Source organism: Acidovorax radicis N35 (assembly GCF_000204195.1).
GTDB lineage: Bacteria > Pseudomonadota > Gammaproteobacteria > Burkholderiales > Burkholderiaceae_C > Acidovorax > Acidovorax radicis.
In genome coordinates this window covers 524,236-547,431 of record NZ_AFBG01000019.1, presented here as the reverse complement: position 1 = coordinate 547,431, position 23,196 = coordinate 524,236, and the positions used below count along the sequence as shown (strand labels likewise).

Sequence of the window (23,196 nt, the reverse complement as noted above, 5' to 3'; positions counted from 1 at the left end):
AGGAGACAGGCACCATGCACAGCACCGACAACAGCAACAAAGCCATCATCACCTGCGCCATCACCGGCGTGCTGACCGACCCCGGCCAGCACCACGTGCCCGTCACGCCCGAGCAATTGGCCCAAGAAGCCCGCCGCGCCTACGACGCAGGCGCCGCCGTGGTGCACGTGCACTTTCGCAACCAGGAGCCCGGCAAGGGCCACCTGCCCAGCTGGGACCCGCAGGTGGCGCGCGACTGCGTGTTAGCCATGCGCGAGGCCTGCCCGGGTTTGATCATCAACCAGACCACCGGCGTGGTCGGCCCCCATTACCAGGGCCCGCTCGATTGCCTGCGCGCCACCCGCCCTGAGATGGCGGCGTGCAACGCCGGCTCGCTGAACTACCTGAAGGTGCGCAGCAACGGCACCTGGGCCTGGCCGCCCATGCTGTTTGACAACCAGCCCGCCAAGGTCAAGGACTTCATCGATGTGATGCTGGAAACCGGCACGCTGCCAGAGTTTGAATGCTTCGACGTGGGCATCGTGCGCTGCGTGGAGATGTATGTGCAGACCGGCATGTACACCGAGCGCCTGCCCGAATACAACTTTGTGATGGGCGTTGAATCCGGCATGCCCGCCGACCCGGACCTGTTGCCCATCCTGCTCAAACTCAAGATCAAGGACGCCCCCTGGCAGGCCACCGTCATCGGCCGCAGCGAGATCTGGCCCGTGCACCAGCGCGTGGCGGAACTGGGCGGGCATTTGCGCACGGGGCTGGAGGACACGTTCTATCTGCCGGACGGGATGAAGGCGGATTCGAACGGGCCCTTGATTGAGAAGCTGGCGGAGTACGCGCGCAATGCGGGGCGGGAGGTGGCTTCGCCGCAGGAGGCGCGGGGGATGTTGGGGTTGAAGGCTGCGGGCATTTAGTGAGAGGGAATGGTGCCCAGCGCCGCAGCTCGGGTTAGCTAGTAGCGCCAGTTGATACTTTGCCCAGCGTTGGAGTGGCCTCGGATAGCGCTGCGTTAACTCGGCGAAGGGTCTTGATACACCCGCCGCGCAAGAAACCAGCCGACTACAAGGCTCAAAGCTGCCGATAGCGAGAATCCGTAAATCACCACCATCCGAGAAAAGCGATGCCTTGCCCAATGAGCGTCTTCGTTTGTTTGGATGGCGCGTTTGTATTCGTTCAACTCACTGATCTGCGCAGGAGTCAGCTGGTCGCGGTGCACATAATTTCTGTCGATGTTTTCGACCATCCCAATGGTGTCCGTCTTGATCATGGGAGAGTGAAACACCATGAACACGCCCGCTACACAGAAAGAGAGAACTGCTTGGCCAATGAGTACGCAAACGAGCTTCTTCACTATTTGTGGTGTCATCTCTACTGAGCATTTAAGGTGGCTGAGTACGCAGGACCGTAACGAGTCCGTTCGAACTGGACAAATCACATGAACGTCTTCTACAGCTGGTGAAGGGGAAAGTCCGTGACGCAGTCCTCCTCGGTCCTCAAGGGATTTGCCGCGCTGTCGTATCGTGACCCAGCGGTAGTTCTGCGTGAACTCCGCCAGATCGAGGCTCAAATGGTAGGCGCAAACTTGTCCCCGCAAGTCCGCAATCTACGAACCAACGGCTTGAAGCACATACGCGAGTTTCGCCATGCTGCGCTTTTTTGCCATGGCATGTCCCTGCGTCTGGGGCACCAGGTTTTGTTTTCCCCCGTGGAATCAAGTGACTATGACTTCGTTGCCACATGGCGGACTGCTGATGCTCAGCACTTTGCGCGAGTGCAACTCAAGGAGTTAGTGCCCGCGCATTTGAACGAAGGTGCAACTGTCCAGGCATTGGTCGATGGTTTGAGCAAATATTCCGGCGATGACCTGATAGTTGCTATCTTTCTCAACAGAGAGGGCCGTTTCTCTCTGGAGGAGGTTGTGTTTCCCGCCCTGCACATTGCAGAGTTGTGGTTCGTGTTCGCAACAACCTCAGACCAACATATGTGGCAGTTGATCGGGGATGCATTGCGGGAGCCTGAAGCGAGCTCCTTCAGGTATCCGACTTGAAGGGCCCAGGTTCAGTCAATAGCGTGGCTGAAATTCGCGGATGGCATCTCGGACTTTTGTTTCTAACGTGAACCCCGAGCCGTATTTCGTCGCCAGCTCATCCGCGCGCTTCAGGAACGCCTCAACACCCGTTCCATAAACGAACTGCATCGCCCCTCCCGTCCACGCCGGAAACCCAATCCCAAAAATCGACCCGATGTTCGCGTCATGCACGCTGGTCAACACGCCCTCGGCCAGGCAGCGCGCGGTCTCGATGGCCTGGCGGTAGAGCAGCCGGTCCTGGATCTCCTGCACGCTCCATTCCACGCCGGGCTTTTCGAACAGGGGTTTCAGCTCCGGCCACAGGTGCTTCTTGGCGCCTGCGGGGTAGTCGTAGAAGCCGCCGCCACCGGCACGGCCCGGGCGCTTCAGTTCCTTGACCATGCGCTCCACCAGCAGCTCGCCGGGTGTGGCGGTGTAGGTCTTGCCTTCTGCCGCGTAGTCGGCACGGGTCTGGTCCAGCACATGCACGCTCAGGGTCAGCGCGGTTTCGTCCAGCACGGCCAGCGGGCCCACGGGCAGGCCGGCCTGCATGGCGGCGTTTTCAATGGCGGCGGCGGGGATGCCTTCGCCCAGCATGGCGGCGCCTTCCATCACAAAGGTGCCAAAGGTTCGGCTGGTGTAGAAGCCGCGTGAGTCGTTGACCACGATGGGTACCTTGCCCAGGGCCTGCACGTAGTCGAAGGCGCGGGCCACGGTTTCATCGTCGGTCTGTTTGCCGCGGATGATCTCCACCAGCTTCATCTTGTCCACGGGGCTGAAGAAGTGGATGCCGACAAACTTCTCGGGCTTGCTGCTGGCCGTGGCCAGGCCGCTGATGGGCAGGGTGGAGGTGTTGCTGGCAAAGAAGCCGCCGGGCGCCAGTTGCGGCTCGGCCTCTTGTGTGACCTTGGCCTTGAGGTCGCGGCTTTCGAACACGGCTTCGATGATGAGGTCGCAGCCCGCCAGGTCGGCCGCGTTGGCGGTGGGGGTGATGCGCGAGAGCAGCGCCTGCTGTGCCTCGGCCGTCATGCGGCCCTTGTCCACGCGAGCCTGGGTGAGGCGGGCAGAGTAGGCCTTGCCCGCCTCGGCCTTCTCCGCGCTCACGTCCTTGAGCACGGTGGCGATGCCTTTGCTCGCCTGGGCCCAGGCGATGCCCGCGCCCATCATGCCCGCGCCCAGGATGCCGACCTTTTGCGGCTTGTAGCGTGGGGCAGAGCCCGGGCGCGACTTGCCGCTCTTGATCGCGTTCATGTCGAAGAAGAACGTGTTGATCATGTTGCGCGCCACGGGGCCGGTCATCAGGCGGGCGAGGTAGCGGCTTTCAATGCGCAGGGCGGTGTCATAGTCCACCATCGCGCCTTCGACCATGGCGGCAAGCGCCGCCTCGGGCGCGGGGTAGCGGCCGCGCGTGGTCTTCTTGAGCATGGCGGGCGCGACGGTGAGGGCGCCTGCAATCTTGGGGTTGGCGGGCGTGCCGCCGGGCATCTTGTAGTTCTTGTCATCCCACGGCTGCACGGCGTGCGGGTGGGTGGCGATGTGGGCCAGGGCGGCGGGCAGCAGTTGCTCGCGCGTGGCAACCAGCTCGTGCACCAGTTGCAGCTCCAATGCTTCGGCGGGGTTGAAGAGCTTGCCTTCCAGGAGGTAGGGCTGCGCACCCATCAGGCCCAGCAGGCGCGTCATCTTGGTCACGCCGGTGGCGCCAGGCATCAGCCCCAGCGTGACCTCGGGCAGGCCGAACTGGATCTTGGGGTCGGCCACGGCGATGCGATAGTGGGCGACCAGGGCCACTTCCCAGCCGCCGCCCAGTGCGGCGCCGTTGAGGCAGGCCACCACGGGGATGCCCAGCGTTTCGAGCGTGCGAAAGTGCTTCTTCATGCGCTCGATTTCGCCGAACGCGCTGGGCGCATCCGCAGGTGTCAGGCGCATGGTGGCCTTGAGGTCGGCCCCGGCAAAGAAGCTGGTCTTGGCCGACGCGAGCACGACACCCTTGAGCGCAGCGCCCAGGCGTTCGCGGTCGCCAAGCACTTGGGCCGTGACCTCGCCCAGCTCTTGCTGCCACTGGCGGCACATGGTGTTGACGGGGGGAGTTGGTTTCGTCAAACGTGATGACGGCGACCTGGCCTTCGGTGCCTTGGGCGGGGATGAGTTCGTAGCGGATGGTTTGCATGTTCTTGTCTCCTACCCAGTCCATCAAATGCGTTCAACAATCGTTGCGATGCCCATACCGCCGCCCACGCACAGCGTGGCCAGGCCGTAGCGCTGGCCCCGGCGGTGCAGTTCGTCAATCAGGGTGCCGAGGATCATGGCGCCCGTTGCGCCCAGCGGGTGGCCCATGGCGATGGCGCCGCCGTTCACGTTGACCTTGTCGTGCGGTACGCCAAGCTCGCGCATGAAGCGCATGGGCACGGCGGCGAAGGCCTCGTTCACTTCGAACAGGTCGATCTGGTCGATGGTCATGCCCGCGCGGGCCAGCGCCTTCTTGGCAGCGGGCACGGGGCCGGTGAGCATGATGGTGGGGTCGGCCCCGCTGAGCGCCGTGGCCACAATGCGCGCGCGGGGCGTGAGGCCGTGGGCCTTGGCAGCGGCCTCGTTGCCGATGAGCACGGCAGCGGCGCCGTCCACAATGCCCGACGAGTTGCCCGCGTGGTGCACGTGGTGTATGCGCTCCACCTGCGGGTAGCGTTGCAGCGCCACGGCATCAAAGCCCATGCCGCCCAGTTGCTCGAACGAGGGCTTGAGCGCGCCCAGGCCTTCGAGCGTGGTCTTGGGCTTGATGAACTCGTCTTCTGCCAGGATGGTCTGGCCGATGAAGTCGCGCACGGGCACGACCGAATTTTTGAAGTAGCCCGCTGCACGCGCAGCGGTGGCGCGGCGCTGCGATTCGAGCGCGAAGGCGTCCACATCGGCGCGGGTGTAGCCGTCCAGCGTGGCGATCAGGTCGGCGCCGATGCCCTGGGGCACGAACAACGTGGCGGAGTTGGTGGCGGGGTCTTGCGCCCAGGCGCCGCCGTCGGAGCCGATGGGCACGCGGCTCATGCTCTCCACGCCGCCTGCCACCACCAGGTCTTCCCAGCCGCTGCGCACCTTTTGCGCGGCCAGGTTCACCGCCTCCAGGCCCGATGCGCAGAAGCGGTTGACCTGTACGCCCGCACAGCGAAAGTCCCACCCGGCCTTGAGCGCAGCCACCTTCGGTAACACCGAGCCCTGTTCGCCCACGGGCGAGACGATGCCCATGACCACGTCGTCCACCGCCGCCGTATCAAAGCGGTGGCGCGTTTGTAGCTCGGTCAGCAGGCCTGCCAGCAGGTCGATGGGCTTGACCTCGTGCAGGGTGCCGTCCTTCTTGCCCTTGCCGCGCGGGGTGCGCAGCGCATCGAATACATAGGCTTCGGTCATGAATGGTCTCCGGTGGTTTCTCTAAACTTCAAGCAGTGCGGCGGTAAAGCAGCTGGGCGTGGCTCACGCCACTACAAGGTGCTTTCTGACGCGGGTGCAGTGGTTTTTGCACTATCTTTCGGCGGTTGCAATCTACATTTCTGGCTATGGAACGAAATACATCCCCTGCATTGCCGCGTATCGCGCGCAGCGCTATCGAATACGACGACACGCGCGAAGGGTTTGCGCTGGAGCACCATGTCGTGCTGGCTGCATCCAGCGCGCTGGCGGTGGCGGCCTTCATGGCGCCCAGTCGCAGCTCGGCGGCCATTCGCGGCATTGGTGCAGGCTTGCTGCTGATGCGCGCGCTGAGTGGCAGCCAGGGGGTGCGCTCCTGGCTGAATGTCACCGACCGCCGCCCCGGTGCGCCGCTCAGCCCCGAAGAAGCCCGCGCCGCCTGGTACCTGTAGCGGCATTCGGCGCCCACTGCGGCGTGGTGCAGTGTGTCATGCACTGCGTTATTCACGGCGCGGTGCATTCCGTTATTTGCCCAGGCCCATGGCCCGCGCAATCACTTCTTTCATGATCTCGTTGGTGCCGCCATAAATGCGCTGCACGCGTGCGTCGGCATAGGCGCGGGTGATGGGGTATTCCCACATGTAGCCATAGCCGCCAAACAGCTGCACGCATTCGTCCATCACCTTGCATTGCAGGTCGGTCGTCCAGTACTTGGCCATGCTGGCGGTTTCGGTGTCGAGCTGATCGCGCACGATCAGCTCACAGCATTTGTCGACGAACACGCGGGCCACCTGCACCTGCGTTTGCAGCTCGGCCAGGGTGTGGCGGGTGTTTTGAAATGACGCCACGCTCTGGCCAAAGACCTTGCGCTGCTTGACGTAGTCCAGCGTCCAGTCAATGGCGGCCTGGGCGGCGGCCACGGCGGTGATGGCGATTTGCAGGCGCTCCCAGGGCAACTGTTCCATCAGGCAGATGAAGCCGCGCCCTTCCATGGCGGGGCCGCCCAGCAGGTTGTCCACCGGCACCTGCACGTCGTTGAAGAACAGCTCGGACGTGTCCTGCGCCTTCATGCCCATCTTCTTGAGGCGCTGGCCTTTTTCAAAACCGGGCATGCCGCGCTCCACCAGCAACAGGCTGGTGCCCTTGGCCCCGGCCGCCGGGTCGGTCTTGGCGACCACGATCACGAGGTCGGCATGCCAGCCGTTGGTGATGAAGGTCTTGCTGCCGTTCAGCACGTAGTGTGATCCGTCCGCACTTTTGATGGCCGTGGTCTTGATGCCTTGCAGGTCGCTGCCTGCGGCCGGCTCGCTCATGGCGATTGCGCCCACCACGGCGCCGCTTGCCATCTGCGGCAGGTACTTCTGTTTCTGGGCTTCAGTGCCGTAGTGCAGGATGTACGGCGCCACGATCTCGCTGTGCAGACCAAAGCCGATACCAGTGGTGCCTGCACGCGCCAGCTCTTCCATCTGCGCCACCGAGTACAGCTTGTCGGCCCCAGCGCCGCCATACTCCTCGGGCAGGCTCATGCACAGAAAGCCGTTGGCGCCCGCCTGGCTCCACACCTCGCGCGCCACATAGCCCTGGTCTTCCCAGGCGGCGTGGTGGGGCGTCACTTCCTTTTCGATGAAGCGGCGGAAGCTGTCGGAAAAGGCCTGGTGGTCGGGCTGGAAGAGGGTGCGTTCGATCATGGCGGTGGACTTGGTCTATTTATGCAAAGTTACTGCTTGGTTAAATTTTGCCACCGACTAGGCTCGGATGCACCCCCTGAAATACAAAAGCCGCCCGAAGGCGGCTTGTGAGAGCGTTTAAGTTCTCATGGCTTGACGTAGTCGGACACCACCTTCCACTTGCCGTCGGTGATCTGCGACAGGCGCGAAAGATCGCTGCCCAGGCGTTTTTGTGGGCCAAAACTGGCTTCGGCGCTGCCGAACATGTCGGGCGGAATCACCATGGTGTCCATGGCCTTGATGAAGCTGTCGGTGCTCAGGTTGGGGCCCGCCTTCTGCGCGGCCTTGATGAATGCATCGACCGCGTTGTAGCCGTAGACCGAGAAGACGGTGGGGTCTTCATTGAACTTGGTCTTGTACTTGTTGGCCCAGAAGCGGATCGGCTGGCTGGCCTCGTCCAGATAAGGGTGCTGCACCGTCATGGTGGCGTACAGCCCGTCCATGGGCTTGCCGCCCAGCTTGTGGATAAGGTCGGTGTACGCTGCGCTGGAGCCGAGGAACGTGGGGTTGAAGCCCGTTTTGCGCGCCTCGCCAATCGTGCCGATGGTCTCGCGGATGATGGTGCCCAGGATCACGAAGTCGCATTCGGACGACTTCATCTTGGCGACCTGTGAAGAGAAGTCGGTGGCGCCGCGCTTGTACGAGGTCTTCTCGGTGAAGTCCATGCCCATGGACTTGAGTGCCGCCTCGCCCCCGCGCATCACCTCCAGGCCAAACTCGTCATCCTGGTAGATGGTGCAGATCTTCTTGGCGCCTTTTTCCTTGATGAGCTTGGGCGCTGCCAGACGGATCTGGTCGTAGTAGGTGGCGGCAAACGAATACTTGAGCTTGTGGAAGGGTTCGTACATTTCCCGCGCGGCCGTGATGGGGAAGAAGTTGATCACGTTCTTGCTGAACTGCACGGGCATGGCCGCCAGGTTCTGGGCCGTGCCGATGTGGCCCACCATCATGAAGATCTTGTCCTGGTTCACCAGCTTCTGCGCGGCCAACACGGCTTTCTTGGGGTCGTAGCCCGAGTCTTCCACCTTCAGGTCGAGCTTGCGGCCGTTGACGCCGCCTTGCTCGTTGGCCTCGTCCACGCGCAACATCATGCCCAGCCGCACCTGCTTGCCAAAACCCGCCAGCGGGCCCGACAGATCCTGGATGGACCCCAGCGTGATGGTGTCCTTGCTCACGCCCTGGCTGGGCTGCGCCTGCGCAGCACCGCCGGCCATGGCCACGATGGCCAGCGCGGCAATGTGATGAAACTTCATGGCACGTCTCCTTTGGTTGGATCGAACTCGGTTGCTCGTTATAGAACGATGCCCGGGGTGGGGCACCAGCACTTTCCCTATCCTGATGGGCGTGGCCTGTGGTTGCGTGACATGCGCACCTACCGGTACATCGCCTCAATCTGCGGTGCGTACTTTTGCTGCACCAGCTTGCGCTTGAGCTTCATGGTGGGTGTCAGCTCTTCGTCCTCGGCCGTGAGCTGTGTGTCGAGCAGGAAGAACTTCTTGATCTGCTCCACGCGGGCGAACTTGGCGTTCACGCGGTCGATTTCGCCCTGGATCAGCTCCTGCACCTCGCGCGTGCGGGTCAGGCTGGCGTAGTTGGAGAACGGCACGTCGTTGTCCTGTGCGTACTTTTCCACGTTCTCCTGGTCGATCATGATGATCACCGTGAGGTAGGGCAGTTTGTCGCCAATCACCACCGCATCGGTGATGTAAGGGCTGAACTTGAGTTCGTTCTCCAGCTCGCTCGGCGTGATGTTCTTGCCGCCCGCCGTGATGATGATGTCCTTCATGCGGTCGGTGATGCGCAGGTAGCCGTCGGCGTCGATCAGGCCCACATCGCCCGTGTGCAGCCAGCCTTCGGGGTCGATGGTTTCAGCGGTTTTCTCGGGCTGGTTGAGATAGCCCTTGAACACATTGGGGCCACGCACCAGAATTTCGCCCGTGGCGGGGTCGATGCGCACCTCGTTGTAGCTGGCCGCCGGGCCGATGGAGCCCGGTTTGATGCGGCTGGCGGGTACGCCAGTGGAGGCGCCGCAGGTCTCGGTCATGCCCCACACCTCCAGCATGGGCACGCCCAGCGCCAGGTACCACTTCACCAGATCGGGCGAAATGGGCGCTGCGCCTGTGACCAGAAAGCGCGCACGGTGGATGCCGATGAGCTTGCGCACATTGTTGAGCGCCAGAAAGCGCGCCAGCATGAACTGCGCCTTCAGCAAACCGCCCACCGGCTGTCCGGCCAGCACCCGATCTGCGATGCGGGTGCCCACGCCAATCGACCAGGCATAGGCCGCCTGCTGCATGCGCGTGGATTCCTTGAGCGCGATCATCACGCCCGAATAGAACTTCTCCCACACCCGGGGTACGGCGGTGAACACCGTGGGCGCGATCTCTCGCACGTTCTCGGGCACGGTGTCGGGGTTCTCGACAAAGTTCAGGCGCGCGCCGGTGTAGAGCGAGAAGTATTCGCCGCCCATCCGTTCGGCGATGTGACACAGCGGCAGAAAACACATGGTCTCGTCGGCCTCGCTGCGCGAGATCAGCGTGTTGTAGCCGCGCACGGTGTAGGTAAGCGCGGCGTGCGTGTGCATGGCACCCTTGGGCTTGCCGGTGGTGCCCGAGGTGTACACCAGGATGGCCAGGTCTTCGGGTCGGCAGGCCTTGACGCGCTGCATCAGCGCGTCGGGGTGTTGTGTATTCCAGGCCCTGCCAAGCTCGCGCAGGCCCGCAAGGCTCAGCACATCGGGGTCGTTCAGGCTGCGCAGGCCTTCCATGTCGAACACCACAATCTTGCGCAGCAGGGGCAGGCCGCCGCGCACTTCCAGCGCCTTGTCGAGCTGCTCGTCGTCCTCCACAAACAGCACCGTGGTGCGCGAGTCTTCGCTCAGGTAGTGCACCTGCGCCGCCGCATCGGTGGGGTAGATGCCGTTGGCCACGCCGCCACAGCTCAGCACGGCCAGGTCGGCCAGCACCCATTCGATGTTGGTGTTGGACAGGATGGACGCGCATTCTCCGGGCGCAAACCCCAGCGACATCAGGCCACCCGCAATCTCCCGCACGGCCTCGGCCGTCTGGTCCCAGGTCCAGCTCTTCCAGATGCCCAGTTCCTTCTGGCGCATCCACACGCGCGGGCCGCGCTCGGCCACGGCGTTCCAGAACATGGCGGCGATGGTGTCGCCTGCGAGCACGTCAGTGCCTGCGGGCTGGATGTGAGAAAGGTCCCAGAGATTGCTCATACCGTCCTCATCGCCATGTTTTCTTCTTTTTCCAGCGCCGCTCGCCGCGCACGCCGACATCCTTCATGCCCAGGTAGAACTCCTTGATGTCGTCCTTTTCGCGCAGGCGCTCGCAGCTGTCTTCCATCACGATGCGGCCGTTCTCCAGCACATAGCCGTAGTCCGATGCGTTGAGGGCCATGTTGGCGTTCTGCTCCACCAGCAGGATGGTGGTGCCGCGCTCGCGGTTGATGCGCACAACGATCTCGAAGATCTCCTTGGTGAGCTTGGGAGACAGGCCCAGGCTGGGCTCGTCCAGCAAGATGAGTTCGGGGTTGGCCATCAACGCGCGCGAGATCGCCAGCATCTGCTGCTGCCCACCCGAGAGCAAACCAGCATCCTGCGCGGCGCGCTCCTTCAGGATGGGGAAGTAGCCATACACCGTTTCAATATCCCGAGCCACGGCATCGGCGTCGCTGCGGGTGTAGGCGCCCATGAGCAAGTTGTCGCGCACCGAGAGCAGTGCAAACACCTCGCGCCCCTCGGGCACATGCATGAGGCCCCGGCGCACGATGGCCGCCGGGTCGTTGGCGGTGATGTCGGCGCCCGCGAATTCGATGGAGCCCTTGCGGGGGTCGATGATGCCGCTGATGGTTTTCAAGATGGTGGTCTTGCCCGCGCCGTTGCTGCCCAGCACGGCCGCGATCTCGCCGCGCCGCACCTGCAGGCTCACGCCCCGGATGGCCTTGATGGGGCCGTAGGCGCTTTCCACGTTCTGCAGACGCAGCAGGGGCTGGTCAGCTGCTGCTGTGGTTGGTGTGTGGGCGGCTGCAAGTACGGCGCTCATGCCCGAACCCCCAGGTTGGAACCCGCCGGGCGGCGCAGGTTGCTCACATCGTCGATGGTGCCCAGGTAGGCCTCGATCACCCCGGGGTGCGACTGCACCTCGCGCGGCGTACCCATGGCCACGACCTCGCCCTGGTTCATGGCCAGCACGCGGTCGGACACCTTGGAGACCAGTGACATATCGTGTTCCACCATCAGCACGGTGATGCCCAGCTCGTGCTGGATGTCCTGGATCCAGAAGGCCATGTCGTCGGTCTCCTCCACGTTCAGGCCCGACGATGGCTCATCGAGCAGCAACAGTTGTGGCTCGGTGCACAAGGCGCGTGCCAGCTCCACCACCTTGCGCACTCCGTACGGCAGGCCGGCCACCATGGTGTCGCGGTAGTGCTGCAGGTCGAGGAAGTCGATGACCTGCTCGGCCTTTTCTCGGGCGCGGATCTCCGCATCGCGCACCTTGCGGGTAAAGAGCATGTCGGCCCACAGGCCCGTCTCGCGGCGGGTGTGGCGGCCGATCAGAAGGTTGTGCAGCACGCTTGCGTGCTCGAAGAGTTCGATGTTCTGGAAGGTGCGTGCAATGCCCAGGCCCGCTACCTTGTGCGGCGGCTGGTCGGTCAGCGGCAGCAGGGCCCCGCCCGGGCCCGCATAGGCGATGGTGCCGGTGGTGGGCGTGTAGATGCGGCTGATGAGATTGAACACCGTCGTCTTGCCGGCACCGTTGGGGCCTATGAGGGTGAACACCTCGCCACGGCGCACATCGAAGCTCACGTTGTTGACCGCCAGTACGCCGCCAAAGCGCACGCTGAGGTTCTGGGCGCTGAGAAGTAAATCAGCGGTGTTCATGGGCAAAGCAGCGTTGGTCATTCACTGTTCCATGGGATGAGTGCACGGCCGTTGAAACCGGCGTGCCCCGAGCCAGTGCCCCCGCGCAAGGGCCGCCCCGCCGCGCTGGGGGCGTCCCCCTCCCGACTCGCGCAGCGAGTCGAGAGAGGGGGAAGGCGCGAAGCGACTCAGGGGGTGTTTCATTTCAACCTGTCCGATTTCTGGAACGACTTCTGCCGCTTGAACAGGCCCCTGCGGTAGAACGGGAACATCTGCAGCCAGGTGCGCACCTTGAGCCAGCGGCCGTACAGCCCCATGGGCTCGAACAATACAAAGGCGATCAGCACCACCCCATAGACCACGGCCTGCAGGCCCGGCGCCTGGCCGATGGCGGCGGGCAGCCAGTCCTTGCTGAGCGAAATCATCTGCGGCATGGTGATGAGGAAGATGGCCCCCAGGAACGCGCCATGCACCGAGCCCAGCCCGCCGATCACGATCATCAGCAGCAGGTCGATGGACTGCAGGATGTTGAACTGGTCGGGCGAGATGAATTGCAGCTTGTGCGCATACAGCGCGCCGCCCACGCCGGCCAGCGCCGCCGAGATCGAGAACGACAGGGTCTTGTAGCGCGCCAGGTGGATGCCCATGCTCTGCGCCGAGATCTCCGAGTCGCGGATGGCGACGAAGGCCCGGCCCGTGGGCGAGCGCAGCAGGTTCAGGATGGCCAGCGTGCTGACCACGGCAATCACGAGGCACAAAAAGTAGAACGACTCGGTGGATTCAAACTTGAACCCCCAGATTTCGGGCGGCACCAGGTGCTTGCCAGAGTTGCCGCCTGTGACCGATTCCCACCGCGCAAACACCTCCTCGACGATGAAGCCGAACGACAGCGTGGCCATGCCCAGGTAGATGCCCTTGACGCGCAGCGCGGGCAGGCCCACCACTACGCCCACGGCGGCCGACAGCCCCGCCGCGCAGGCCAGCGACAGCGCGAACGGCCAGCCCATGCCCGTGAGCACCGCCTGCGTGTACGCCCCTACGCCGAGGAAGGCCGCATGACCCAGCGAGAACAGCCCCGTGAAGCCGGCCAGCAGCATGAGCCCCAGGCCCACGATGGCGTAGATCAGCACAAAGGTGAGTTGCGCCAGCCAATACTCCGGCGCCACCCAGGGGGCTGCGACCAGCCCTGCGGCCAGCAGGCTGTACCAGAAGACATGCCCGCCATGCTTGGCCAGGCGCAGGTCTTGTTCGTAAGATGTCTTGAAAAGAAAGCGCATGGGGTCAGACTTTCTTTCTCAATTTTTCGCCGAACAGACCGTTGGGTTTGACCATCAACATGATTAGCACCACGATGTACGCGGCCGTGTCCTTGAAGCCGTCGGGCAGATAGAAGCCCGAGAGCGATTCGACGATGCCGATGACCAGCCCGCCCACGATGGCGCCCGGCAGGCTGCCGAAGCCGCCCACCACGGCCGCCGGAAAGGCCTTGAGCCCGATGAGTCCCATGTTCGCGTGCACAAAGGTGATGGGTGCCAACAGCAGCCCGGCTACCGCCGCCACCGCCGCGGCAAGCCCCCAGGCCAGGCCGTTCAGACGCTGAACGGGGATGCCCATGTAGTAGGCCGCCAGCTGGTTCTGCGATGACGCCTGCATGGCAATGCCGAGCTTGCTGTAGCGGAACATGGCAAACAGCAGCACACACAACACGCCGGTGGCACCGATCACCACCAGCTGCTCGGCGTTGAGCACCAGCGCGCCGAGGCGAAACGACAGGTCCTTGTAGGGCACGGGCAGCGTATGGGTGTCGGTGCCGATGTTGGGGATCATCGTGACCAGCCCACGCAGCACGTAGCCGATGCCTATGGTGAGCATGACGATGGAGAACGCGGGCTGGCCCAGGATGGGACGGATCACCGCGCGCTCGAGCACCGTACCGAAAAGACCCATGGCCAGGATGCTGGCGAGCACCGCCACCCAGAAGGGAAAGCCCAGCACCGTCATGAGCGCGAGGCCGCAGAACGCGCCCAGCATCATGAGTTCGCCCTGGGCAAAGCTCACGGTCTCCGTGGCTTTGTAGATAAGCACGAACCCGAGCGCGATCAGCCCGTAGATGCATCCCTGTGAGACACCGCTGATCAACAGTTGCACAAATTGCACACTGGCTCTCCAGAATAAGTGATACGCAAAGCGGGTAAGAGCGGGGCGTATGCCTTGTGGGCATGTGCCAGGTGCATCGTTGCTTGCGCAGGTCCTGCAGAATATTTTTACAAAGCGATTGCTTTGCATAAATAATGGTGCACGCGTGCTGTGCATACCGCACTCGGGGCTAACCCTGATGGGGTGGGCGAGCGGGTAGCGGCGGATATTGACGCAGCGCTGCACCCTGCGCAATAGGAGTAACGTCGGGTGGGGGAACAGGTTCTAAGCACAGGGCCACAGGAGAGCCGCATGTCCGTAGAGGTTGAAACGCAAGGCGGTGTCACGCTGGTGACATTGCGCCGGCCTGATGTGCGCAACGCGGTGGATGCCGACACCGCCCGCGCGCTGCATGCGGCCTTCGTGGCTTTTGAGCACGATGAAAGTGCCGATGTGGCGGTGTTCCAGGGCGCTGGCGGGCATTTTTGTGCGGGCTGGGATCTGCAGTCTGGCGCGCGCTTGCTGGCCGACGGCGTCGCGCCCGAGGCGCTGGCAGAGACGCTCGACTTCCCTCCCGACGCGGTCCTTCCGCCGGGGCCTATGGGACCGAGCCGCCTGCATCTGTCCAAGCCGGTGATCGCCGCAATAGAGGGCGCTGCCGTGGCCGGCGGCATGGAGTTGGCGCTGTGGTGCGACCTGCGCGTGATGGCGGAGGATGCCTACATGGGCGTGTTCTGCCGCAGGTTTGGTGTGCCGCTGATCGACGGCGGCACGGTGCGCTTGCCACGCCTCATTGGGCTGTCGCACGCGCTGGACCTGATCCTGACGGGGCGCAAGGTGGAGTCGGCAGAAGCCCTGCGCATGGGGCTGTGCAACCGGGTGGTGCCTGCAGGACAGGCGCTGGATGCAGCCCTGGCGCTGGCCCGCGAAATCGCGGCCTTCCCGCAGGCCACGTTGCGCGCGGACCGCGCCAGCGCGCTCGCCGCTGGAGGCCTGCCGTTACAGCAAGCCTTGCTGCAGGAATGGGCCGGTGGCCGCGAATGCCTGGCCGAAGCACTGCGCGGTGCCTCGCGTTTTGCCTCGGGGCAAGGGCGCCATGGCAAGTTTTAGATAAAAATGGCCGCTGGCGCTTATCTAATAAGCGTACACAGCTACAAAATCAGGAGTAACTGGATGGTTTCGATTGCACGCACCATCCGGTATTGACCCCCAGGAGACCCATGAGCAAGTCCATCGCCACCCCACCCCCACAAGCCTTTGAGCCTGAGTTCATCGCCGGGCTCAAGTCCATTTTTGAAGAAAAGATTGTGTTCAACCAGGTGCTGGGCCTCAAGATCACCTCGCTGGCAGCCGATGGCGTGGTGGGCCGCATCGACATGAAGCCGGACCTAGTGGGCCACTACGCCTACAACCGTATTCACGGAGGCGTGATCAGCGCCGGGCTCGACGCCATGGGCGGTCTGGCGGTGATGGCCGCCATTGGCGCCAAACACCTGGACGAAGCCCCCGAGCAGCGCCTGCACCGTTTTGCCAAGCTGGGCACCATCGACCTGCGCATCGACTACCTGCGCCCCGGTATCGGCAGCCATTTCGAGCTGCGCGCGCAGGTGCTGCGCCTGGGCTCGCGCGTGGCAACCACGCGCATGGAGTTTCTGGGGCCGGATGGGCAGATCATGTCGGCGGGGGCTGCGGCTTATATAGTGTCCTAGCCCAACTGTCCCCCGGGCCGCCTGCGGCGCCTTCCAGCAAGGGTGACGCCAGCAGCGGTGGCTTGGCCAATCCAGTTCCACGGTGGCCCTGGCCTTGGGGAGCGCCAGTTGCCTGCGTCGTGCCCGATTTCGCCCCACCATGCCGGGCAAGTTCGGCGCCGGGCTGTGGCACACGCTGGATGTGTGATCCCGCAAGCCTTGCAAGCGCATGCTACGAGCGAACCGTTTGGTTACCGTTCTTGCGTAACGAAGGCATCTTTCACGGGGCGCGGTACCTACGATGACTCTCTTTTCAAGGAGATCTGATGGCCGTGCAAAACCCCTTCTTTGGCAAGCGTGAACCCGAGTCGTTCCAACCCCGTAGCAGCACCACTTCAGGCTCCGTATTGGGGGGCTCGGCAGCGAGCAGTTCTGCGGCTGCACAGCCGGTGGCCAGCCCGGCAGTCCCCAAGGCCGCCAGCAGCAGCGACAGCTCGGGCAGCAAGCTCACGGTGGGCCCGAACATCAAGCTCAAAGGCGTGGAAATTACCGATTGCGACACCCTCGTGGTCGAAGGCACGGTCGAAGCCACCATGGATTCGCGCGTGATCCAGATCTCGGAGCATGGTGCCTTCAAGGGCTCGGCCGAGATCGACATTGCAGAGATCCACGGCGAGTTCAACGGCACGCTCACCGTGCGCCAGAAGCTGGTGATCTACAGTACCGGCAAGGTCAACGGCAAGATCCGCTACGGCAAGCTGGTGGTGGAAGAGGGCGGCCAGCTGGCGGGTGAGATCGAAGCCGGCTTTGCCAATGGTGTGTCCTTGTCTGGCGCGCAGCGCACGTCCTCGGCGCCGCTGCGGGCAGAGCCTGCAGCCATGGCCGCCTGATCGGCGCTGCCTCCACAAATCGACAAATTCGCAGGCACCTGCGGCGGCCCGGTTTGGCGGGTGGCCCGGGTGCCTGTTGCCGTCTGCGTCGGTGGAAAAAGGGATGGGCTATGTGGTGCGAGGGTGGACGGCGCCGGCATGAGGACTGGACCTGGTCCGGCACGGAAACATCTTTGTAGAATTTCCGCAGCCCTTCTCCACTTCCACACGCGCCCCCGCGCGCCATTGCCACCATGACGCGAGTCCTCCTTGCCGCGTGCCTCCTCCTGGCTTCGCAGGGCGCCTGGCCGCAGGCTGAGTCCTCTGAGCCGGTGCGGCGCACCCGGCAGCCTGTGCAGCGCGACGCGGCACAGACCCCCGTGCCCGCACCCCCCGCAGCAAGCCCCCTCACCCCGTTTGTGGATGCCCATGTGCACCTCAACAGCCTGCCGATGCAACTGGAGTTGATGGCACGCTGGGGGGCCAGCCATGCGGTGGTGTTCTGGGGCGGGCGCAGCAGCAATGAATCGGTGGCCGAGGCCGCGCGCCAGCACCCCGGCGTGTTGATCCCGTTTGCGTCGATATCGCCCGAACGCACGGCGTACCGCCCACACTGGGAGCAGCACAGCGACGAGCTGCTGAAACAGCTGGACGCCATGCTCGCGACCGGACTTTACAAAGGCATTGGCGAGATCTCGGTGGCGCATTTCCCATCCGCCGGTTTCGCCGAGACGGACTTCGGCGTGACCGGCCCGATGATGACCGGCATCCTGGAACTGGCCCGCAAGCACAAGGTGCCGGTGATGGTGCATGTGGAAAACACGCGCATGGCAGAGCTTTCGCAACTGCTGCAGCGTTTCCCCGATGTCTCGGTGATCTGGGCGCACGGCGGGTACACGCCGCTGTTCCTGGCGCGGCGCATGCTGGAGCAGCACCCCAATCTTTACTATGAGCTGAGTGCGCGCACCTGGCCGCACCATCCCCGCTCGCCGGACTACACCATCCTGCGCGACGGGGTACGGGTCTGGCCCGAGTGGCTTGAGCTCATCGAGCAGAAACCCGGGCGCTTTCTGGTGGGCACCGATGCCAGCCACCGCTCTGCGTCGAGCGACGACATGAAGTACGCCAGCGTGCAGGGGTTTCTGGTCCAGCTGTCGCCGGCCGCGCGCCAGCAGGTGGCGCGCGACACGCTGATGCGGCTCGTGGGCCTTGGCCCCTGAGAGCCGTTCAATGGGCGAACGAGCGCCGCCCGGCTTTCAAGAGGATGGGTTTGGCGTGTGTTTGGGGACTGGGCGGGGGCGCCCATGGTCGTCGATGGCCACATACGTCAATCGGGCCTCGGTCACCTTCACATACCGGCCCTGGTCGGTAAACCGTTCGGCATATACCTCCACCTCCACGGTGACCGAGGTATTGCCCACCCGTGTGATGGATGAGAAGAACGACAGGATGTCGCCCACGCGCACGGGCTGCTTGAAGATGAATTCGTTGACCGCCACCGTGGCCATGCGGCCCTGGATGTAGCGCGCGGGCAGTACCGAGCCCGCCAAGTCCACCTGCGCCATCACCCAGCCGCCAAAGATGTCGCCATTGCCATTGGTGTCGGCGGGCATGGGGATGACCTTGAGCACCAGCTCCTTGTCGGTGGGTAATGCGGCGGGTGGCGGGCTGAAAACGGCGGACATGGGCACAATCTCGGTTGGGGCTGAGCCAATCCTTGGGGAAACCGGTGGTTTCGCAAGGGGCTTGCGCCCTGCAAAAACCACCTGGGCATCAGCCGGGTCGGTAAAAACAACAACCGGAATTGTCCCCCATGCGCCACCACGGCGAAACTGCCCCCACCGCTCCCAGTGCCACCGCCAGTGGCACGGCCGCCAGCCCTGCGCCGGTCCCGTCCGACTGGGCCACCCTGCACCGGCTTTTGCCCTACCTGTGGCAATACAAGTGGCGCGTGATTGCTGCCATCGTGTTCATGATCGGCGCCAAGTTCGCCAATGTGGGTGTGCCCATCCTGCTCAAGACGCTGGTGGATGCCATGAGCTTCAAGCCCGGCGATCCCGCTGCGCTGCTGGTGGTGCCGGTGGGGTTGCTGGTGGCCTATGGCGGCCTGCGGCTGTCCACCTCGTTTTTTACCGAGCTGCGCGAACTGGTGTTCGCCAAGGCCACGCAGGGCGCGGCGCGCTCGATTGCGCTGCAGACCTTTGAGCACCTGCATGCCCTGAGCCTGCGGTTTCACCTGGAGCGGCAGACCGGCGGCATGACCCGCGACATCGAGCGCGGCGTGCGGGGCATCGAGTCGCTGATCTCGTTCACGCTGTTCAATGTGGTGGCCACGCTGGTCGAGGTGGTGCTGGTGCTGTCGGTGCTGGCCATCAAGTTCGACGCCTGGTTTGCGTGGATCACGCTGGCGGCGCTGGCGCTGTACATCACCTTCACGGTGCTGGTGACCGAGTGGCGCACGCAGTTCCGCCGCGAGGCCAACGAATTCGACTCGGCCGCGCACTCCAAGGCCGTGGATTCGCTGCTCAACTACGAAACGGTCAAGTATTTCAACAACGAAGGCTTTGAGGCCCGCCGCTACGACGAAAGCCTGGAGCGCCTGCGCCGCGCGCGGCTTAAGAGCCAGACCACGCTGTCCCTGCTCAACACGGGGCAGCAGCTCATCATTGCTGCCGGGCTGGTGGCCATGCTCTGGCGTGCCACGCAGGGCGTGGTCGATGGCCGCATGACGCTGGGCGACCTCGTCATGGTCAACGCCTTCATGATCCAGCTGTATATCCCGCTCAACTTCCTGGGCGTGATCTACCGCGAGATCAAGCAGAGTCTGACCGACCTGGACAAGATGTTCACGCTCATGGACAAGGAGCGCGAGGTGGCCGATGCGCCTGGGGCCTTGCCCCTGGCCGGGCTCGACCAGCCCACCGTGCGCTTCGAGGACGTGCACTTTGCCTACGATGTGCGCAAGGGCGGCGACCTCCGCAGCGGCCGCCCCATCCTGCAAGGCATCAGCTTCGAGATCCCGGCGGGCAAGACGGTGGCCGTGGTCGGGCCCTCGGGCTCGGGCAAGTCCACGCTGGCGCGGCTGCTGTTCCGCTTCTACGACATCCAGCAGGGCCGCATCACCATTGCGGGGCAGGAGATCCGTGGCGTGACACAGTCGAGCGTGCGCCAGGCCATCGGCATCGTGCCGCAAGACACGGTGCTGTTCAATGACACCGTGGCCTACAACATCGCCTATGGCCGCCCTGGTGCCAGCCAGGCCGAGGTGGAGGCCGCCGCGAAGTCAGCCCGCATCCACGACTTCATTGCCAGCACACCCAAGGGCTACGGCACCATGGTGGGCGAGCGCGGGCTCAAGCTGTCGGGGGGCGAAAAGCAGCGCGTGGCCATCGCGCGCACCTTGCTCAAGAACCCGCCCATCCTGATCTTTGACGAGGCGACCTCGGCGCTCGACTCGGCCAACGAACGCGCCATCCAGGCCGAGCTGCAGAGCGTGGCGCAGAACAAGACCACGCTGGTGATCGCGCACCGCCTGTCCACCGTGGTGGACGCGCATGAAATCTTGGTCATGGATGCTGGCCGCATCATCGAGCGCGGTACGCACGCCCAGTTGCTGGCCCAGCGCGGGCGCTATGCCAGCATGTGGGCATTGCAACAAGAAGCTCCCCTGGATGTGGCTCCCCCTGAGTCGCCTTCGACGCCTTCCCCCTGAGGGGGACGACGGCCTTTGCTGCGGGGCGGCCCTTGCTGGCCGTCCTCGCCATAGCGCCGCGCCAGTTTTACGGCGTCACTCAGGGACACTTTGGGGGGACTGAGATTTCGTTCCTCACTGCATTCGCTCTTTCAATTTGACCTTCTCATCCCTCCCATGAAACCTGTCCTGCTCGCCCTCATGTTCCTCTCCGAAGAACACTGCGCCCAGCTGTCCCAGTCGTTCGATCTGATCTACACACCCGATGCCCCTCAGGCCGCAGCGGCCATTGCCACACACGGCGAACGCATCACGGCGGTGCTGACCATTGGCTCCACGGGCTTGAGCGTGGCGCAGATCGACGCGCTGCCCCGGTTGTCACTGATCTGCGCGCTGGGCGCGGGTTACGAGAACATTGCCGTGCAGCATGCCAAGGCGCGCGGCATCGTGGTGGCCAACGGTGCGGGCACCAACGACGACTGCGTGGCCGACCACGCCTGGGGGCTGCTGATTGCTGCGGTGCGTGGCATCCCCAAGCTCGACCAACTCACGCGCGAGGGTGTGTGGCGCACGGCGCTCCCGCTGCCGCCCAACGTGTCGCACAAACGCCTTGGCGTCATCGGCCTGGGCACCATTGGCAAGAAGATCGCGCAGCGCGCGCTGGGCTTTGAGGTGGAGGTGGGTTACCACAACCGCAGCCCGCGCACTGATGTGCCGTACACCTACTTTGCCGATGTGACGGCGCTGGCGGCCTGGGCGGATTTTCTGGTGGTGGCCACGCCGGGTGGAGGGGACACGCGGCACCTGGTCAACGCCCAGGTGCTCAACGCCCTCGGCCCGCGTGGCTATGTGGTCAATATCGCGCGCGGCAGCGTGATCGACACCCAGGCGCTGGCGTTGGCGCTGAAGGACGGACGCATCGCCGGTGCGGGCCTGGATGTGTATGAGAGCGAGCCCGCGCCTCCGGCCGAACTGGTGGCGCTGGACACCGTGGTGCTCACCCCGCACGTGGCCGGCTGGTCGCCCGAAGCCGTGCAGGCGTCGGTGGACAGGTTTGTGGAGAACGCGCGCCGGCACTTTGCGGGCGAGGCGCCGGTCTCACCTCTCTAGAATCTGAGTCTAAATGGCCGTTAGCGCTTGATGGATAAGCGCAGGTAGCTATTAAATCAGGAGTAATCGCGATGTCGCTGGATGTAGATGCCTTGCAGGCGCGGCTGCGTGCTTTTGCGGCAGAGCGGCATTGGGAGCCGTTCCACACGCCCAAGAACCTGTCGATGGCGCTCATGGTGGAGGCGGCAGAGCTGGCCGAAATCTTCCAGTGGATGACACCAGAGCAGTCGCTGGCGGCGCGCAATGACCCGGCGTTCACAGAACCCATTGCCGACGAGGTGGCCGATGTGCTGCTGTACCTGCTGCAGATCGCCGACCACGCGGGCGTGGACCTGGCGCAGGCGGTGGAGAACAAGCTGCGCAAGAATGCCGTCAAGCACCCGGCGCCGCGCGTTGTGGATCCAGCCTTGGACAGTCGTGAAATTTGAGGGTAAAGTGCCTCTGGCGCTTTTCTGATAAGCGCTAAATGCTATCAATAGTGAAGCAATTGGCTTGAGCCAGGCTATCGTCCAACGCACATGAAAAAGCCCCGCCGCAGCGGGGCTTTTTGGGGCTTTGTCGAACCAGCGTTGGGTTTACTGCTTGCGCGCCGCAATCGCCTTCTCGGCCGAGGTCACGAGGTCAGCGCCGATCTGGCCCTTCCACTTGTCGTACACGGGGCGTGTGGCCTTCACAAAAGCGGCGCGCTCGGCAGGGCTCAGCTGGGTCACCGTCACGCCCAAAGCGCCGATGTCCTTGAGCAGCGGCTTGTCGGCCTCGATCACGCCTTTGCGCGCGAGGGCGATTTCTTCCTTGCCGGCGTCGATGGCAGCCTGCTTGACGATCTCGCGGTCAGCGGGGGTCCAGGATGCCCAGATGTCCTTGTTGACGACAAAGATCAGCGGGTCATTCACGTAGCCCCACAGCGTGATGTGTTTTTGCGCCACGCTGTGCAGCTTGGCGGCGGTGAAGATCGACAACGGGTTTTCCTGTCCGTCCACGGCGCCGCTGGCAAATGCGGGCTGTGCATCGGCCCAGCTCATCTGCGTGGGGTTGGCGCCCAGCGCGGTGAAGGTGTCCAGGAACAGGGGCGAGCCCACCACGCGGATCTTCAGGCCCTTCAGGTCTTCGGGGGTCTTGATCGCCTTCTTGGAGTTGGAGATTTCGCGGTAGCCGTTTTCACCCCAGGCCAATGGCACCACACCCGCCTTGTCGAGCGTGGCAAAGATGCTCTTGCCCACGTCGCCCTGCGTCACCGCGTCCACAGCGGCGTAGTCGGGGAACAGGAAGGGCAGGGAGAACAGGTTGAGCTGCTTGACCTGGGGCGACCAGTTGATGGTGGAGCCCACGGCCATGTCGATCACGCCCTGGCGCAGCGCTGAAAATTCGCGCGTCTGGTCGCCCTGGATCAGCGAGACGCCGGGGTACAGCTTGATGTTGATGCGGCCGCTGGTGCGCTCGCGGACCTTGTTGGCCCACAGCTCGCCGCCCTTGCCCCAGGGGAACGCAGGGCCCAGCACCAGCGACATGCGGTATTCGCTCTTGTACGCGGTTTGCGCCATGGCGGCGGGTGCGGTGAAGGCCAGCGCTGCGGCAGCAGCCACGGCGGAAGTGAGGAAGGTGCGCAGTTTCATGGTGTCAGTCTCCTTGTAGAAATTAGTCCGTCAG

Annotated in this window: 21 protein-coding genes and 1 pseudogene; 10 read left to right on the top strand and 12 right to left on the bottom strand. The window is 64.0% G+C overall.

Going from position 1 to position 23,196, the window contains the following annotated elements; genetic code table 11:
- The first annotated feature begins 14 nt into the window (after window positions 1-14).
- Window positions 15-908: a beta-keto acid cleavage family enzyme gene (locus ARADN35_RS0112265; protein ID WP_029413966.1), complete on the top strand. Its 894-nt coding sequence runs from the start codon at window positions 15-17 to the stop codon at window positions 906-908.
- Window positions 909-1,003: 95 nt separating this feature from the next.
- On the opposite strand, the gene ARADN35_RS0112260 is transcribed toward ARADN35_RS0112265, so the two are convergent.
- Entirely contained in the window at window positions 1,004-1,261 is a 258-nt protein-coding gene (locus ARADN35_RS0112260; RefSeq protein WP_140426345.1) for a hypothetical protein, read from the bottom strand.
- Between the two features lie 204 nt (window positions 1,262-1,465).
- On the opposite strand from ARADN35_RS0112260, the gene ARADN35_RS0112255 reads away from it, so the two are divergent.
- Entirely contained in the window at window positions 1,466-2,041 is a 576-nt protein-coding gene (locus tag ARADN35_RS0112255) for a hypothetical protein (RefSeq protein WP_010462502.1), read from the top strand.
- A gap of 15 nt (window positions 2,042-2,056) precedes the next feature.
- Here the strand turns inward: ARADN35_RS0112255 and ARADN35_RS26275 are convergent.
- Both ARADN35_RS26275 and ARADN35_RS0112245 read right to left on the bottom strand, forming a co-directional pair.
- Window positions 2,057-4,229: pseudogene (locus tag ARADN35_RS26275) on the bottom strand (3-hydroxyacyl-CoA dehydrogenase NAD-binding domain-containing protein).
- Between the two features lie 23 nt (window positions 4,230-4,252).
- The gene (locus tag ARADN35_RS0112245; protein WP_010462498.1) at window positions 4,253-5,458 is read right to left on the bottom strand and encodes an acetyl-CoA C-acetyltransferase; all 1,206 of its coding nucleotides are present in this window, start codon (window positions 5,456-5,458) and stop codon (window positions 4,253-4,255) included.
- A 146-nt stretch (window positions 5,459-5,604) separates the two neighbouring features.
- Here ARADN35_RS0112245 and ARADN35_RS0112240 point away from each other — a divergent pair, with 146 nt between their 5' ends.
- Entirely contained in the window at window positions 5,605-5,907 is a 303-nt protein-coding gene (locus tag ARADN35_RS0112240; protein WP_244265893.1) for a hypothetical protein, read from the top strand.
- Window positions 5,908-5,979: 72 nt separating this feature from the next.
- Here ARADN35_RS0112240 and ARADN35_RS0112235 read toward each other — a convergent pair whose 3' ends face one another.
- From ARADN35_RS0112235 to ARADN35_RS0112205, 7 genes are all read right to left on the bottom strand, one after another.
- Window positions 5,980-7,143, bottom strand: coding sequence for an acyl-CoA dehydrogenase family protein (locus ARADN35_RS0112235; protein ID WP_010462492.1), 1,164 nt, complete (start codon window positions 7,141-7,143; stop codon window positions 5,980-5,982).
- A 125-nt stretch (window positions 7,144-7,268) separates the two neighbouring features.
- On the bottom strand, window positions 7,269-8,435 hold the full coding sequence (locus ARADN35_RS0112230; protein WP_010462490.1) for an ABC transporter substrate-binding protein: 1,167 nt from the start codon (window positions 8,433-8,435) through the stop codon (window positions 7,269-7,271).
- Window positions 8,436-8,554: 119 nt separating this feature from the next.
- A complete protein-coding gene (locus tag ARADN35_RS0112225) occupies window positions 8,555-10,411 on the bottom strand; it encodes an AMP-dependent synthetase/ligase (protein ID WP_010462488.1) in 1,857 nt (618 codons plus the stop codon).
- Window positions 10,412-10,418: 7 nt separating this feature from the next.
- A complete protein-coding gene (locus ARADN35_RS0112220) occupies window positions 10,419-11,237 on the bottom strand; it encodes an ABC transporter ATP-binding protein (protein ID WP_010462487.1) in 819 nt (272 codons plus the stop codon).
- The gene (locus ARADN35_RS0112215; RefSeq protein ID WP_010462485.1) at window positions 11,234-12,097 is read right to left on the bottom strand and encodes an ABC transporter ATP-binding protein; all 864 of its coding nucleotides are present in this window, start codon (window positions 12,095-12,097) and stop codon (window positions 11,234-11,236) included. The genes ARADN35_RS0112220 and ARADN35_RS0112215 overlap by 4 nt, the downstream gene beginning before the upstream one ends.
- 158 nt (window positions 12,098-12,255) lie before the next feature.
- On the bottom strand, window positions 12,256-13,332 hold the full coding sequence (locus ARADN35_RS0112210; protein WP_010462483.1) for a branched-chain amino acid ABC transporter permease: 1,077 nt from the start codon (window positions 13,330-13,332) through the stop codon (window positions 12,256-12,258).
- A gap of 4 nt (window positions 13,333-13,336) precedes the next feature.
- Window positions 13,337-14,212: a branched-chain amino acid ABC transporter permease gene (locus ARADN35_RS0112205; protein ID WP_010462481.1), complete on the bottom strand. Its 876-nt coding sequence runs from the start codon at window positions 14,210-14,212 to the stop codon at window positions 13,337-13,339.
- A gap of 291 nt (window positions 14,213-14,503) precedes the next feature.
- Between ARADN35_RS0112205 and ARADN35_RS0112200 the strand changes: the two genes are divergently transcribed.
- From ARADN35_RS0112200 to ARADN35_RS0112185, 4 genes are all read left to right on the top strand, one after another.
- The gene (locus ARADN35_RS0112200; protein WP_010462480.1) at window positions 14,504-15,301 is read left to right on the top strand and encodes a crotonase/enoyl-CoA hydratase family protein; all 798 of its coding nucleotides are present in this window, start codon (window positions 14,504-14,506) and stop codon (window positions 15,299-15,301) included.
- Window positions 15,302-15,411: 110 nt separating this feature from the next.
- Window positions 15,412-15,900 carry a thioesterase family protein gene (locus tag ARADN35_RS0112195; RefSeq protein WP_010462479.1) on the top strand — a complete coding sequence of 163 codons (489 nt, stop codon included), beginning with the start codon at window positions 15,412-15,414 and terminating at the stop codon, window positions 15,898-15,900.
- Between the two features lie 305 nt (window positions 15,901-16,205).
- On the top strand, window positions 16,206-16,769 hold the full coding sequence (locus tag ARADN35_RS0112190) for a bactofilin family protein (protein ID WP_010462478.1): 564 nt from the start codon (window positions 16,206-16,208) through the stop codon (window positions 16,767-16,769).
- Between the two features lie 233 nt (window positions 16,770-17,002).
- Window positions 17,003-17,968, top strand: a complete 966-nt coding sequence (locus ARADN35_RS0112185) for an amidohydrolase family protein (protein WP_029413961.1) — start codon at window positions 17,003-17,005, stop codon at window positions 17,966-17,968.
- A gap of 36 nt (window positions 17,969-18,004) precedes the next feature.
- Here the strand turns inward: ARADN35_RS0112185 and ARADN35_RS0112180 are convergent, their stop codons facing one another.
- A complete protein-coding gene (locus ARADN35_RS0112180; protein ID WP_010462475.1) occupies window positions 18,005-18,433 on the bottom strand; it encodes an acyl-CoA thioesterase in 429 nt (142 codons plus the stop codon).
- Window positions 18,434-18,561: 128 nt separating this feature from the next.
- On the opposite strand from ARADN35_RS0112180, the gene ARADN35_RS0112175 reads away from it, so the two are divergent.
- From ARADN35_RS0112175 to ARADN35_RS0112165, 3 genes are all read left to right on the top strand, one after another.
- Complete coding sequence (locus tag ARADN35_RS0112175; RefSeq protein ID WP_010462473.1) at window positions 18,562-20,460, top strand: ABCB family ABC transporter ATP-binding protein/permease; 1,899 nt, start codon at window positions 18,562-18,564, stop codon at window positions 20,458-20,460.
- Between the two features lie 156 nt (window positions 20,461-20,616).
- A complete protein-coding gene (locus tag ARADN35_RS0112170) occupies window positions 20,617-21,549 on the top strand; it encodes a 2-hydroxyacid dehydrogenase (RefSeq protein WP_029413959.1) in 933 nt (310 codons plus the stop codon).
- Between the two features lie 71 nt (window positions 21,550-21,620).
- Complete coding sequence (locus ARADN35_RS0112165; RefSeq protein WP_010462468.1) at window positions 21,621-21,977, top strand: nucleotide pyrophosphohydrolase; 357 nt, start codon at window positions 21,621-21,623, stop codon at window positions 21,975-21,977.
- A 147-nt stretch (window positions 21,978-22,124) separates the two neighbouring features.
- Here the strand turns inward: ARADN35_RS0112165 and ARADN35_RS0112160 are convergent, their stop codons facing one another.
- On the bottom strand, window positions 22,125-23,162 hold the full coding sequence (locus tag ARADN35_RS0112160; RefSeq protein ID WP_010462466.1) for a DctP family TRAP transporter solute-binding subunit: 1,038 nt from the start codon (window positions 23,160-23,162) through the stop codon (window positions 22,125-22,127).
- Window positions 23,163-23,196 lie beyond the last annotated feature (34 nt).